This is a genomic window from Pirellulales bacterium, assembly GCA_035939775.1.
GTDB lineage: Bacteria > Planctomycetota > Planctomycetia > Pirellulales > DATAWG01 > DASZFO01.
In genome coordinates, this window is the sequence record DASZFO010000089.1 from 41,263 (window position 1) to 54,958 (window position 13,696).

Annotated in this window: 12 protein-coding genes; 4 read left to right on the forward strand and 8 right to left on the reverse strand. The window is 60.7% G+C overall.

The genetic code is table 11. The features are described from left to right. The first annotated feature begins 164 nt into the window (after positions 1 to 164). Positions 165 to 446, forward strand: a complete 282-nt coding sequence (locus tag VGY55_05310) for a DUF2442 domain-containing protein (protein HEV2969390.1) — start codon at positions 165 to 167, stop codon at positions 444 to 446. Positions 447 to 474: 28 nt separating this feature from the next. On the opposite strand, the gene pruA is transcribed toward VGY55_05310, so the two are convergent. The 8 genes from pruA to VGY55_05350 form a co-directional block, all read right to left on the reverse strand. Further along, on the reverse strand, positions 475 to 3,537 hold the full coding sequence (gene pruA, locus VGY55_05315; GenBank protein ID HEV2969391.1) for an L-glutamate gamma-semialdehyde dehydrogenase: 3,063 nt from the start codon (positions 3,535 to 3,537) through the stop codon (positions 475 to 477). A 132-nt stretch (positions 3,538 to 3,669) separates the two neighbouring features. Continuing rightward, the gene (locus VGY55_05320) at positions 3,670 to 5,052 is read right to left on the reverse strand and encodes a DUF58 domain-containing protein (GenBank protein HEV2969392.1); all 1,383 of its coding nucleotides are present in this window, start codon (positions 5,050 to 5,052) and stop codon (positions 3,670 to 3,672) included. Continuing rightward, positions 5,049 to 6,053, reverse strand: a complete 1,005-nt coding sequence (locus VGY55_05325; protein HEV2969393.1) for a MoxR family ATPase — start codon at positions 6,051 to 6,053, stop codon at positions 5,049 to 5,051. Before VGY55_05325 ends, VGY55_05320 begins: the two co-directional genes overlap by 4 nt. Before the next feature lie 338 nt (positions 6,054 to 6,391). Beyond that, entirely contained in the window at positions 6,392 to 7,609 is a 1,218-nt protein-coding gene (locus tag VGY55_05330; protein ID HEV2969394.1) for a hypothetical protein, read from the reverse strand. Between the two features lie 128 nt (positions 7,610 to 7,737). Next, positions 7,738 to 8,610, reverse strand: coding sequence for a hypothetical protein (locus VGY55_05335; GenBank protein ID HEV2969395.1), 873 nt, complete (start codon positions 8,608 to 8,610; stop codon positions 7,738 to 7,740). 5 nt (positions 8,611 to 8,615) lie between these two features. Continuing rightward, positions 8,616 to 9,461 (reverse strand): hypothetical protein, encoded by an 846-nt coding sequence (locus tag VGY55_05340; GenBank protein ID HEV2969396.1) that lies wholly within the window; start codon positions 9,459 to 9,461, stop codon positions 8,616 to 8,618. Next, a complete protein-coding gene (locus VGY55_05345; protein ID HEV2969397.1) occupies positions 9,451 to 10,440 on the reverse strand; it encodes a stage II sporulation protein M in 990 nt (329 codons plus the stop codon). The genes VGY55_05340 and VGY55_05345 overlap by 11 nt, the downstream gene beginning before the upstream one ends. Before the next feature lie 39 nt (positions 10,441 to 10,479). Next, positions 10,480 to 11,349, reverse strand: coding sequence for an RDD family protein (locus VGY55_05350; GenBank protein HEV2969398.1), 870 nt, complete (start codon positions 11,347 to 11,349; stop codon positions 10,480 to 10,482). 232 nt (positions 11,350 to 11,581) lie between these two features. Here VGY55_05350 and VGY55_05355 point away from each other — a divergent pair, with 232 nt between their 5' ends. The 3 genes from VGY55_05355 to VGY55_05365 all read left to right on the forward strand — a co-directional run. Further along, entirely contained in the window at positions 11,582 to 12,835 is a 1,254-nt protein-coding gene (locus VGY55_05355; protein ID HEV2969399.1) for a C45 family peptidase, read from the forward strand. Further along, a complete protein-coding gene (locus VGY55_05360) occupies positions 12,832 to 13,011 on the forward strand; it encodes a DUF4926 domain-containing protein (protein ID HEV2969400.1) in 180 nt (59 codons plus the stop codon). The genes VGY55_05355 and VGY55_05360 overlap by 4 nt, the downstream gene beginning before the upstream one ends. Positions 13,012 to 13,207: 196 nt before the next feature. Next, positions 13,208 to 13,696 (forward strand): type IIL restriction-modification enzyme MmeI (locus tag VGY55_05365; GenBank protein HEV2969401.1); only part of this gene is annotated, 489 nt, incomplete at its 3' end.

Genomic DNA, 13,696 nt, shown 5'->3' on the forward strand with positions numbered 1-13,696 from the left:
TTTCACGCTCCGCCCATGTTCAATCGATGCGATTCAAATCGTGCGATTGCTGAACTCCAAGACGTTTCAAACTTGCTGAATCCTCGGAAACGTCTGGGATTCACGGTGTTTTGGATGCTAGTACAAAGGGCTGGCCTTTACGCTACTGTCCACGAGCTGACGCAATGCTAATAGACATCGTCGACGCTCGGCCGTTGGACGAGTATCGTGTTCATCTCCGATTTGAAGATGGTGTCGAGGGGACCATCGATCTTGCGAAACTGGTCCGCTTCGAGAGTGTGTTCGCACCGCTTCACGAAAAAGCGTTTTTCAATCAAGTCCATGTGAACTCGGAATTGGGCACCATCGAATGGCCGAACGGCGCCGACTTGGATCCCGATGTCTTGTACGCGGAAATCACGGGAATCCCAATCTCGGCCGAGCGCCGTAAATCATCTGGTTACTGAAACGGGAAACTGGAAAAACACTGTGTAATCATGGGTCTTCCGGCGGAGCAAATCCTCGCCGCAGCGTGTTCTCCGTGATCGTGCGTTCGACGACGAATTGCAGCAGGTAGTCCGGGCCGCCCGCTTTGTCACCGATTCCTGACAGCTTGAAGCCGCCGAAGGGTTGGCGATGCACAAGAGCGCCGGTGATCGGGCGGTTGAGATAGAGATTCCCGACGAGCATTTCGCGGCTGGCTCGCTCGAGATGGGCCGGGCTGCGCGAGAAGATGCCACCCGTGAGCGCGTAGTCCACGCCGTTGGCGATCGCGAGGGCTTCATCGAGATCGGCCGCGCGAATCACGGCGAGCACTGGGCCGAAGATTTCTTCTTGCGCGATGCGCGCCGCCGGCGTTACTTCCGTGAAAATGTGCGGGCCGATGAAGTAGCCCTTATCGACGAGCGAGCCGACATCTACGGCTAGCGCCTCGCGAGCTTCTTGCCGGCCGATCTCGATATAGCGCCGGACGCGATCGAACGCCTCGGCATCGATGACCGGGCCGACGTGGGCCGATGGATCCTCGGCCGGGCCGACCTTCAGACTGCGCGTGGCTTCGATCAGCCGAGGGAGGAATTGATCATAAACCGCGTCGAGCACGATCGCCCGCGAGCAGGCCGAGCACTTTTGCCCTTGATAGCCGAAGGCGCTTTTCACGACGCCAGCGACGGCTTCGTCCAGATCGGCGTCGTCATCGACGATGATGGCGTTCTTGCCTCCCATCTCGACGATCACACGCTTGACTTGCTTGATCCCGGACGCGGAGACTTCCGCGGCGCGGCGATTGATCGCCAGGCCGACATTCCGCGAGCCGGTGAAGGCGATCAGAGCGACGTCGGGATGCTCGACCAATGCCGCCCCGGCGACTTCTCCTTGCCCCGGTAGATAGTTGACGACCCCGGCAGGCAGTTTCACTTCCTCGAAGATCTCCATGAGCTTGGCGGCGATTACAGCGGATTGCTCGGCCGGTTTCATCACGACCGTATTGCCGGTCGCGAGCGCCGCGACGGTCATCCCCGTTAGAATCGCCAATGGAAAGTTCCACGGGGCAATGACGCCGGCCACTCCGCGCGGCAAGTACTCCGTGCGATTCTCTTCCCCCAGCAGATTGACCTCGTGCGGGGCGTCGAGCGCAATCGCCCCTTGGGCGTAGTACTCGCAATAGTCGATCGCCTCGCACACGTCGCCGTCGGCCTCGCGCCATTGCTTGCCGCATTCGAAGACTTCCCAAGCGGCCAGCTCGAAGCGCCGCCCGCGCATCGCTTCGGCCGCTGCGAGCAGGAAATCCGCCCGGCCGCGCGCGCCGAGGCGCCACCAGGCCGGCATCGCCCGCTTTGCCGCCGCCACGGCGTCGCCGATATGCCGCGCCTCTGCCGCCGCCGCGTAACCGACAGTCTGCGCATGATCGGACGGATTCTTCGACGCCAGCCGTGCCGTGGTTTCGACCGGCCGCCCATCGATCCAGAGCGGGTAATTCTGGCCGAACTGCGAGCGAACCGTGCCGAGCGCATCGCGCATTTTGCGACGATTCACCTCGGCGGCGAAATCTGCCAATGGCTCGTTCCGAAACGTTGCTGGGGCCGATCCACCGTGCCGAACCGATTCACCAATAGACATCGTTACCTCCTTCAATTCCCCGTCGCCGCTAGCTCGCGGCCGTTGGACATCCGCCGCTGGCGGCGCCAGTAACTCTTCCGCGGCCAGATGCTCGGCAAAACTTGCCCTCAGAAACGATTCGTTGGATGTGTTTTCAAGCAGCCTTCGAACAAGATACGCCATGCCGGGAATCAGCTCGCCGTAGGGCATGTAGATTCGCATCCGCTGGCCGAGATCGACGATCGCCTGCTTTTCCGGATCGGCCATGCCGTAGAGCATTTGAATTTCGTAGGAATTGGCAGGCAGGTCGAGGAGTTTCGCGACCGCGATGCCATGCGAAAGCGATCGAAGATTGTGGCTGCCGAGCGCCGGCCGTAGCAATCGTCGATTCTGAAATACGAATCGAGTCTGCCGCTCAAAACATGCGTCGGTCTCCCATTTGTGCTGGAAGACAGGGATCGGCCAGCCGTTGGATTGAGCGCGTACGGTCTCATAATCCCAGTATGCCCCCTTCACGAGACGGACCCAGATCGGAGTGCCGCGCAATTGCGTCCACTCAGCCAATCCCGCCAGGTCGCTTCCCGCATCGCGCAAATAGCATTGGATGACGATGCCGACGTGCGGCCAATCGCGGAACTCCTCGTCGGCCAGCACCGTCTGAAAGATATGCAGGGTCAGGTCCTTCGCCTCGAACGACTCCATGTCGATATGCACGTGAGCATTGTGACGGCGGGCCGTGCGGAGCAGAGTGCGCAGCCGCTGGGCCACGCGCGAGGTCGTTCCATCGCGATCGGCCGGATCGAACTGGCTATCGAGCGCGGAGAGTTTGACCGAGACGTTCACCCGCGGAAGCGGCCCGCGATCATCGCGATCGATGCGGCTGATCTCGGGCCAGGAATTTACGGTCGGGGCGGTCCCTTCGATGAGTTGGAGATACGCAAAAAGATACCGCTCGGCCTCGACCTCGCTCGTCACGGCTTCGCCGAGGATGTCGAGCGTGAAGGCCCGCTTTTTCTGTCGTTCGGCGTGAGCGGCGGCCAGCACTTCGGCCGTGTTGGAGCCGGCGATGAATCGGCGGGCGTTGGCGGTCGCCCCACGGCGGGCCGCCGCTGCCAGCGCTCGTCCGGCCGGTGGAATGGTCCTGGCCACGTCCAACCCGATCCGTGCCGCGGCTGGTAGCCGCCCGCGAACTGGTCCCAAATACTCTTGCAAATGCTCGGTCACACTAGCGGTCGCGCCGAGCATCGGCAGGACGTCGACGAAGCGAAACATTTGGGTCTTGACGGACTCATCGCGCATGGCCCAAGCCATGATCCGATCGTCCCACCAGGCGCGCTGGAGAAACGTCGAGCGCCGTGTGTCCAAATGCGCGAACAACCACCGCCCGACCTCTTGCGTCGTCCGCTCGATGGTCGCCAGATCGGCGGGGCTGAAGTCGTCGGTGAGAATCGGATCGGGCACGTCTTGGGGCGGTGTTTCCGAACTGCGGCAGTTGTTGAGCGCGTTAGCGCCTCAATTCTATTCATTCGGCTGCGAAAAGAAGAATAGGCAAACTCGCGGCACGCCGCGGCATGCTATCCGCAACAGTCGTTCTTACAACAAATGCCGCGCCTTGATGTTCAGATAACTATTCACCAGCGGCGCCGTGAGTTCTTCGGGAAAGACGTCGAGCGAGAGCACTCCTTTGCTCGAGAGATCGGTGAGCACTTGATGCCGCCAGATGAGGATCTCGGCGGCGGCGGCGGCGCGATAGAGGGCTTTGTCGCGCGGTTCGGGTGCGTCGGCGGCCTCGAAAAGCTGCCGGTCGCGAAGCAGCACGCCTAGCGGCAGGTGCCGGCCTACGAGCGACGTGAGGTAGCGCTCGACCTGATTGGCATTCACCTCGTCGATCAGGTTGGTGATCAGCACGACGAGCGCTCGCTTGCGGCAGCGCGAAGCGAGATACAAGAAGGCCTCATCATAACGCGATTCGACCATTTGCGGAAAGCGATCGAACGACGCGTGTAGTAGCCGATTCATCTGGTTCATGCCTCCCGTCGGCGGCACGAAGCCGTGGATTTGATCGGAAAAACAGACCAGCCCAACCGAATCTCCCTGCTTGAGCGCGACGTAGCTCAGCATCAACATGGCATTGAGCGAATGGTCGAGCAGGCTCAAGCCGGCGGCCTCGTTGGCCATCATCCGGCCGCAGTCCACCAGAAACAGCAGCCGCTGGCTTTGATTGGCCTGAAAATCCTTGACTGTAAGCTTGCTGCGGCGAGCCGTGCTACGCCAGTCGATGTGCTTGTAGTTATCGTCGCGAGTGAAATCGCGGAGTCGTTCGAATTCGTTGTCCTGGCCGATCCTACGCGTCCGGCGAACCCCAACGAGGCTCAACCGGTTCGTGCGAGCCAGCACACCGTATTCGCTCAACTGCTTCATGTCGGGGTATACGTTCAATTCGTTTTCGATTGGATAATCGAGGTATCGCTGCCAAAGGCCGAAGCTGCTGCGAACTCGCAAATGAATTGCCGAAAGCGTGAACGCGCCGCGCCGCGCCGCCTGGATCGCATAGCGGAGCGTCGAGCGGCTCCGCGGCGCCAATCGAACGAGCAACTCTCGTGGCTCCGCGACCAAAGGCGCCGGCACACCGTCACGGACCCAGATTGCGTGCGTCCGCCGCGAGCGATTCGTGACCGTCAACTGTACCGGTTGCGGTTTCTTGAGCGACGCCACCCGCAGCATCTGCCGCTCCGCAAGGAAGTCGCTCGACCGCGGCAGCGTCAAAAGATCGATGACCGCCGCGGCAACGATTGCCACATCGATCGCCACCAGCGCGATGAACAGCGCACCCGACGTCATCAATCCAAGCGACAACAGCCCCGGCACGGTAAGCATCAGCACCAGCGGCTGGTGAGGATAGACCTTGCTGAGACGAGCCAACAGCACGAGCAGCGCCGCCACGATCGCAAACGAGATGAGAACGAGCGCGCTCACAGCCGTGGGACCTCGACCATGCGGACCAGCTCGCGGAGCAGATCGTCGACCTTTTGCCCCTCGACGTCCGCTTCCGCCGTGAGGATCACGCGGTGCCGCAGCGCCGGCAGGGCGATCTGCACCACGTCGTCCGGGACGGCATAATCGCGGCCGTAAAACGCGGCCAAAGTGCGCGCCCCCTGCACCAGCGCGATTCCCGCCCGCGGCGAAGCCCCCATGTGGAATTGCGGCCATTCGCGGGTCCGCCGCACGAGCGTGTTGATATATTCGATCAGTTTGTCGTCGACGTGGATCTGCCCGCAGGCCTTCGTTGTGGCCACGATCTCTTGCGGCGAGGTGACGGTTTGCAGGTCCTCGGCCAGTCGCTGGTCGAGGTCGACCTGTTGGCTGTGCATCTTGAGCACTTGCGATTCTTCCTCGGCAGACGGGTATTCGGCCACGATCTTGAACATGAAGCGATCGAGCTGGGCCTCGGGCAGGTTGTACGTTCCTTCGCTTTCGATCGGGTTTTGCGTGGCCAGCACGAGGAACGGCCGCTCGAGCTTGTGGCTCGTTCGCTCGACCGTGACACGGTATTCCTGCATGATTTCCAAGAGCGCGGCATGGGTCTTCGCCGGCGAGCGGTTGATCTCGTCGGCCAGCAGGAATTGCGTGAAGACGGGTCCCGGATGAAAGCGAAACTCCTGCGTTTTCATGTCGAAGATCGGCGCGCCCGTGATGTCGGATGGCATCAGGTCGGCCGTGAACTGGATGCGGCCGAACCGGCAGCCGAGCACGCGCCCCAACGTGCGCACGAACAGCGTTTTGCCCAGCCCCGGCACGCTTTCGATCAGCACGTGGCCGCTCGAAAACAGCGCGACCAAAGTGCCGAGCACCAATTCATCTTGCCCGATGTAGATTTTGCGAATCTCGGTTGTAATTCGGTCGAAGAGCGCTTTCGTGGCCGTCATCTGCCCGGAAGACGCCGTCGGAGGCAACCTCGGCAAGGGAGGCACTGGCATCGGTGGAGTGGACGGAGCGAGCACTGGCATCGGAGCCGCCTGTGGCGACGGGCTGAATGACGCAGACGGCGGCGGCGACGGGGAAAGCGTTGGGACGCTGTTCAACGGCGCCGCAACCAACGTCGGATTCGTTGCAGTCGCTGGCGATGGCACCGTCACCGACGCCCGGCACTCCGGACACTGCGCCTGCTTTCCCGCGGCCACCGCCGTGATCCGCAACAGGTTCTGGCATTGCGGACAGCGAAACTCGATCATCGGCGGCGCCGGCGGCGCAACGGGAAGAGAAGAATCAGGCATGAAAATCTCTGATGGTTGCTGGCTTTGTCACTATGCACCGGTTATTTGCCACTCTTCATGTGCCGCTTGGCAGCCACGACCATGCCGGGCTCGCCGCGCACGTGCTCTTGGTAGTATTGCCAACGAGTCTTGGCATAGGAAGAGTCGCGCGTCAATTCCCAGTTCTCCGCCAGAGCGGCGACGTGGCGGGCGAAATCGGACGTCGGTGCGGGGGGAGGGTCGCGCGGCGGGCCAAAAATGGGCCACCGCGAGAAGCAAAACAGCAGCATCACGATTCCCCACTGAATCAAGATTACGCCGAGCGGCCAAACGCCCAGGACGTCGGTCATGCCGGCGGTTTCCTGATTATTTCGGCCGCCCGAATTACGAATCCGCGTCGGTTCGTCGGCCTCCATGAACACCACCCTCTTCGATTGCCCGACTTTGTCGATCAGTTTCGCAGCCAGCTTGCGATGCTCCTTGTTCACGAGCTGCAAGTTCACCAGAAACGATCCGTTGGCCACGACGATCAATTGACTCGTGGGCGCGAACAGCGGAATCCCCTGATAGTTCGGCGATTGAAACGCGCGACGGAAGGCAAGGATGTCGTCGGCATTTTGCGGGGAAGTCGACTTATCGGCGGCGTTCAGGGGGGCGGTCAACAGGATTTCCGCGTCGTCGTCGGTCTCGATCCGGCTGTTCAGCTCGATCTCGACCTTAGCGCCATCCACGCCGTAGCTCCAGGGACCGCCGAGCTTCCGCACATCGCGGTGCTTGGCCGTCGAATCGACGCTGAACCAGATGCACGCAGCATCCTCGGACATCGCGCGGCGGCGGGCGTTGAACTCCTGCGTAGCCTCCGCCAGCCGACGGTCCACCTCCGCTTGCAATTTGGGCGCGACCTGCGGCCAGATCTTCCGCCAATAGATCGGGGCGGCGTCGAAATCGCGGCCGATGTAAATCAGCGTTCTTCCCTCCTTCTGCTCGAGCCATTGCTGGAACCAATCGATCATTGGACCGTCGGGCGGGTTGAAATCGTCAGGAGCGTAGACGATCACGTCGGCCGAGTCCTTCAGGGATGGAGTCAAATCGGTCCCGGTGCGGACCGTGTGCCCCGCCTTGGCGAACATATCCGCCAGCACGCCATAGCCGTTGATACTTGATGCAAACCGCGTTTCGCTCCGCTGACCATATTGAGTCTGGAGATCGTCGTTAGGCGTTTTGCTGCATCCGCCGACCGCGATGCCTACCGCGATTGCGCATGCAATGATGTCACCCACCCGCGAACGCGCGGCGTTTCGTCTCCCCTCTTCCCTTGCGGGAGAGGGGCCGGGGGTGAGGGGTAAAGCGGCGCCGCCGAGGTTGCAACGACTGGAACAACCACTGAGCGCCAAGTGGCGCGTACTTCTCATGTCGCTGCCTGCTCGACGAGCCGATTAAAGCGTTCCACCTGATTCCAGCACGCTTCGAAGCGCTCGCGCGCGAGCTGGTGCTCACCGAAGAACACGTCTTCGAACGGCACGAGCGATTGGGCCACGATGCCATAGATTTCCGGCCGTCCCGTCAATTCGCGGAGGTATTGTCGATTGGTCTTCCCTTTCGCCAGCCGGAGCATCTGATTCTGGTCGAGCTTGATCAATTGGTAACTGTAGAGATAGATAACGGCCGCGTTGTAATTGCCCGCCTCGTATTGCCGCCGCGCTTCTTCCAATAGCCCGCCTTTCGTGGCGCCGATTCGAGTGGGCAAGGTCTCGAGGCGGTCTTCTTCAGTTTCTTCCTCGGCAGCGTCCTGCGAATCGGTTTGCTTGGCGTTGCGCGCCTCGCGCTCGAGAAACGCTCGAATTAGCATGTATGCGATCCACACCAACACGACGGCGATGGCGATCCAGGCGATCCACATCAGGGCCGGCGCGCTCACCGAGCCCGGATCGATCGACATCGACGGATCGTTTCCGCTGGACGAGCCGGAGCCCGATCCGTCGCCCGCCGATCCGCCGCCGTCGCCGGGCTGCCCGCGCGATGTCCATTTCCCATTCGGCAAATCGTCGGACGAATTATCGGAGCCGCGAAGTCTAACCGGCCGCACGTCGTCGCGATTCGAATCGTACCAGGGAAAACGTCCCGATGGGCCAAGCGCTTCGTGACCGGACTGAACCGCCGTGTCGGGATCGGTGGCGGCAAGTATTTGCCGTGGGCATCCCAGGCAGATCGACAACCAAGCGCCGACCGCAAGGGCGACGGACTTTCGCGACGCACGAATCATCAGGGCTCGAGCTTGCATGCCGTTCACCCGATGGCCCTCGTCAATCGTGCTGCCTCGGCACGGATTTGCAATTCCACTTCCCAACCCTCGCGGCGAATCCGCAGGTCCAGATAACTCAGATAGCGAGCCACGGCAAAAAAACTGGCGACGAGCCAAATGGCCGTCGGCACGTAGACAAAATACATCCACTCGCCAAACTCCCAATGGTGGCTGAACAGGCCGCACAGATACCAAATCGCGAAGCTCAAGCCGGCGGCCATCCCTGCGGCGAACAGCAGCGATACGAGCCAGCGACCAAACTGGCTACCGCGCGACCCGGCGTGAAGGACCTGGCTCCGCTGCCAGGTGGTGATCCGGCCGTGGCCCTTCGTCAATGGATTTCGCTCCAACAAAATCACCTCGTTGAGATATGGCCAAATCACGGACGGCATCCACCAGAAGATGATTCCCCACATGATCGATCCCGGCCCCATGAACAGTGCTGGCAAAAAGATGACGCCGCGAAGCAGGATTTGATAGAAGAACAACTGCGGGAGCGAATCGATCAGGTCACGGACGATCTGCCGCACGGGCGGATGATCGACGAACAAGGCATGTCCGAAATAGCGCGTCACGGCCGCGCTGGCCACGGGCATCTCCCACACCACGAGTACGATCATCATCCCGACGAAGAGAAACCAGTCTCGCTCGCCAAGTCGATCCCATACCTGTCGGAGCAGCAACCAGTTCAGAACCGCCAGCGGCAGCGCTCCGGCGAGGCTGGTAATAAACCACGGCAGCGCATACGCGCGGACCAGTTGCAGCGATAGATCGAGCACGTCGAGCAGATCGCGCTCGCGGATCGCGATGCGGGTATTGTCAAGCTGCATGGGTCGGCCCCGCTTCGCTCACTGGCAGCGGCCGGCTGCCCAAGACGACGACGTAAAACAGAATCGCTGCCGCCGAAACGATCGCGACGAGCACCTTGAAAGCGTATGGGATCGCCGAAGGCGAGACAAAGCCTTCGATCGGCGCGGCAAGGAAGAAGAGGGCAACCGCCACGCCCGCCGACGGCATGGCCTCGCGACCTGCCTGCCGCAATGCTTCCGCGCGGCTCAGGCCCTTGGTGTCGATCATCGAGAACCCAAGCCGCATGCCCGCCGCGCCGCAAAGCACGACCGCCGACAACTCGAACGGCCCATGCGCGGTCACGAAATCTGAAAAAATGCTCCATTCGCTGACCGTCGACATATAGCCGAAGACCGCTCCGATTTGCGCCGCGTTAAACACGAGCGCGACGAGGCCGCCAACGCCAAACACCAGGCCGAAGGCAAAACATTCCAAGCCGATGGTACTATTGTGCGAGCTATAAAAGGCTTGCATGAGCGCGGAGAGCTGTCCGTTCCGTTGATCGAGTGGCTTGGAATACATTTCCTGATACTGGTGCAGATTGCTCTTGCCGACGAGCGCTTCGGCGTACTCTCGAGACTGTCTGGCGAAGAGCATCGACGCGAGAAACAAGCCCCAGAAGATAATGAACGAGATCCGCAAGAACTTGTCGCGGAAAAGTCGTTGGGGAACGGTCTGAAATACTTCTTGCCACCATTTGCCGACATTGAACCGGCGGCTGCGATAGAGTTGATTGTGCGCCCGAGCGACTAATTGGTGCAGATAGAGCACCGTGTTGGCCGGCAATTGGTACGAATCCGCCAACGCTAAATCGGCGCAGGCCGAACGATAGAGCGATGCAAACTGGGCAATGCCCGGCCCGCCCAGACGTTTTCGCCCGCGGCCTTCCATCTTCACGCACAACAGCTCGAGGGCCCGCCAGCTTGTCCGGCGTTGTTCGAGGAGTTCGACTACTTTCATAGGAAGGGGACTGGGGGCTGGGGACTGACGATTGGAAAATCACACCATTTGGTCGAGCAGGTTGTGGACATCGGCGGTTCGAGTTTGGCCGGCGGTAATGGGGGGTGGGGCAATACGCGGCGGCACGGCGGCTTGGGCCTGTTGCCTTTCGCCGGCTTTGTTGGCGACGAAGATGCGATAGTAGACGGCGCACAGCAGCAGGTCGTGGCTCGTCTGCCGCGGCAGATTGAATCGCTCGCAGAGTGGTTCGCCTAAATGTCGGGCGATCTCTGCCCGCCGGCCCCAGGCGAAACCGCCGCGACGCTCGACGTAGACCGAGAGAGCACGAGCTAAGCTCCGGCTTGGTTCGAAGTTGACTGGAATCAAATCGGCCAGGCGAATCGCCTCCGGCTCGGTGACCGCGGCCACGCCGTAGAGCCGCGGACTCTCTTCGACGACCACCATCGTGCCGCTTGCCAAATCGCCCAGTCGCTGGAATCTCTTATTGGACGCAGCAACAACCAGGCCGAGCTGGTACGTGAACGTCGGCAACGCATCAACGGCCCGCAGCACATTCCGCAGCACGGCTTGCAAAGCGTCGATCGGTTGGCCGTCGTGCGAAACGACGCGCAGTCCCATCGCCCGTTTCCCCGGGGTTTGACCGTTCCAATATGCCTCGAAAAAACCGCCGTAGAACCAGTCGACAAAAAACCAAATGTACGGCATCAAAGCGGCGCCGACCAAGAACCCGATATGCCACGACATCACCGCGAAATATCCAACCACGAGGATCACGCCGGCTCGGATCAGCATGTCGATCAAATAGGCCGGCAGCCGGCGGAATGGCCCCGCCACCCGGTATTTGAACGCAATGTTCTCAGGCGTGACGATTTCAATCCGCGAATCGAGTTGGTCTGGCGGTTTCGACAAGGAAGGGGCTGGGGATTGGGGACCGAGGGAAAACACTATTGGATAAGACAACGACGTGGCCAATCCTTCGCTGCCACGGATCGCCGCTCGTCAAATGACGCTTATCGCCATTATTCGTTCCGCCGCGCGCCCCCGCAATGGGAGGCCGTTTTCCGCTCTGGCAAGCTGCGTTGCCGATCGCGTAGAATCGAACTGCCGTCGGCTAAAACACGTCCATAGAAGGATGAATACCATGAACCCGATGATTATTTTGCGGATTGGTCGAAATCGTGTTGCGGTCGCGGCGATCATTGGCCTTTGCTTGCATTTAGCGATCGGCGGAAATGCCGCTTTGGGCCAGACGGTCTCCCGCTGCGGGCAAGGATGGCTCGAAACGATCGACGGTTACCCGGTGCTGCACCTTAAAGGCACACCTTACGAAATGGGCTTTCAGCACGGCGCGCTGCTGAAGGAGTCGGTCCGCCAGAATATGCACAATATCCTCGATATCGAGGGGAATACCGACATCAAGTTCGGCCCGCTCACCGTCAAGCCGCGGCGGTTGATGGACACGATCCCGATCGTCGAGCGCCCCTACGTGCCCGATCGCTACATTGACGAGATGAGCGGCCTGGCTGCCGGCGCCGATTTGAAACGAGACGACATCGTCGCCGGCAACTTTGTGCCCGAGCTGTTTCATTGCAGCGGGTTTGCGATCATGAATTCGGCCACGACCGATGGCACTCTATACCACGGCCGCGTGCTCGACTACGCGATCCGCTGGCATCTCCAGGACCACGCCGTGCTGATCGTGGCGGAGCCGGAAGGGAGCATTCCCTTCGTGAACGTCAGCTATGCTGGATTCATTGGCTCGGTCACCGGGATGAACGCTCGGCACGTGTCGATCGGCGAGATGGGAGGAGGCGGCACGGGGCATTGGCGCGGAATGCCGATGGCGTTGTTAGTGCGCGAGGCGCTCGAAAAGTCCGGCGATTTGGACACGGCCATCGGCGTCTTTCGCGACCATCCGCGGACGTGCCAGTATTTCTACGTGGTGGCTGATGGCAATACGAATCGAGCCGTCGGCATGGAGGCCTCTTGGAACGAATTCCACACCGTCCAGCCGGGCGAACCCGATCCGCTGCTTCCCAAGCCGGTCAAGGACTGCGTGCTGCTCTCCGCCGGAAGGAGATATGAGGAATTAGTTGAGCGAGCGAAAGCGGGCCATGGTAAGTTCGACGCGGCGGGCGCTCTGCACCTGATGGATTGCCCGGTGGCCATGAAGTCGAACCTGCACGACGTGCTATTCGCTCCGGCGAGCACCAAACTTTGGGTCGCCAACGCGTCGGCCGATTGCAAGCCCGCCGCCGAGCAGCCCTATCACGAATTCCAACTCACCGAATTGCTCGCCCGCAAGCCCAATTCAACAGCAAGGGAGATTCCGCTCGTCACGGCCGTGAAACTGAGCGACGCGAAAAGCCCTGCTCTCCATGCGGTCAGTCCATGATCAAGGAACATGAGAGAGTTGTCATGACGACCTCCGTGCCCGAAGAATCGCTCGAAGCGGGCGATGTGGGAACCGTCGTTCATGTGTACGAAGGGGGCGAAGCGATTGAAGTCGAGTTCGTGACCGTCGCTGGTCAAACGACCGCTGTCGCCACCTTAGACGCGGCGCGAGTGTGACCCGTCACCTCGCGCGACATGCCTCACGCCCGACAAATCGACTTTGGATAACGGCCCGCTCGGCATCCGTTCTGGCACGCGCCATGGAATCGCGATTGTGAATTTCTGCGGAACCGCCGAAATCTTGAACGCTCGAGGAATTCGGTAACCCGTCCGCAGCTTTTCTCATAGCTGCATTCTGGTATTATCAACCTACATGCCGCTCACACTAAACGAAATCCGCTCCCGCGCCATTTCTTTTTCAAAAGAATGGAGAGGCGAGACGAGTGAGATTGCCGAAAAGCAGTCGTTCTGGAACGAATTCCTGAATGCCTTTGGGATCCATCGGCGGCGCGTGGCGACGTTCGAGGTGCCGGTCGAGTTGCGCGACGGCAGACACGGTCGAATCGATCTGTTTTGGCGCGGTGTATTATTGGTTGAGCATAAGTCGCGCGGCGAGGATCTGACGGCCGCGTTCACCCAAGCCGCAAATTACTTCGAGGGTATTGCCGACGAGGATTTGCCGAGATTTGTCATCGTGTCGGATTTCGCCACGTTGCGGCTCTACGATTTAGAGGGCGAACAACCGATTGAATTTCCGGTGGAATCGCTTCACGCCCACGTCAACGATTTTGGGTTCTTAACCGGACATACGGCGCGACCCTTTCAGGAGGCTCCGCAGGTCAACGTCAAAGCGGCCGAATTG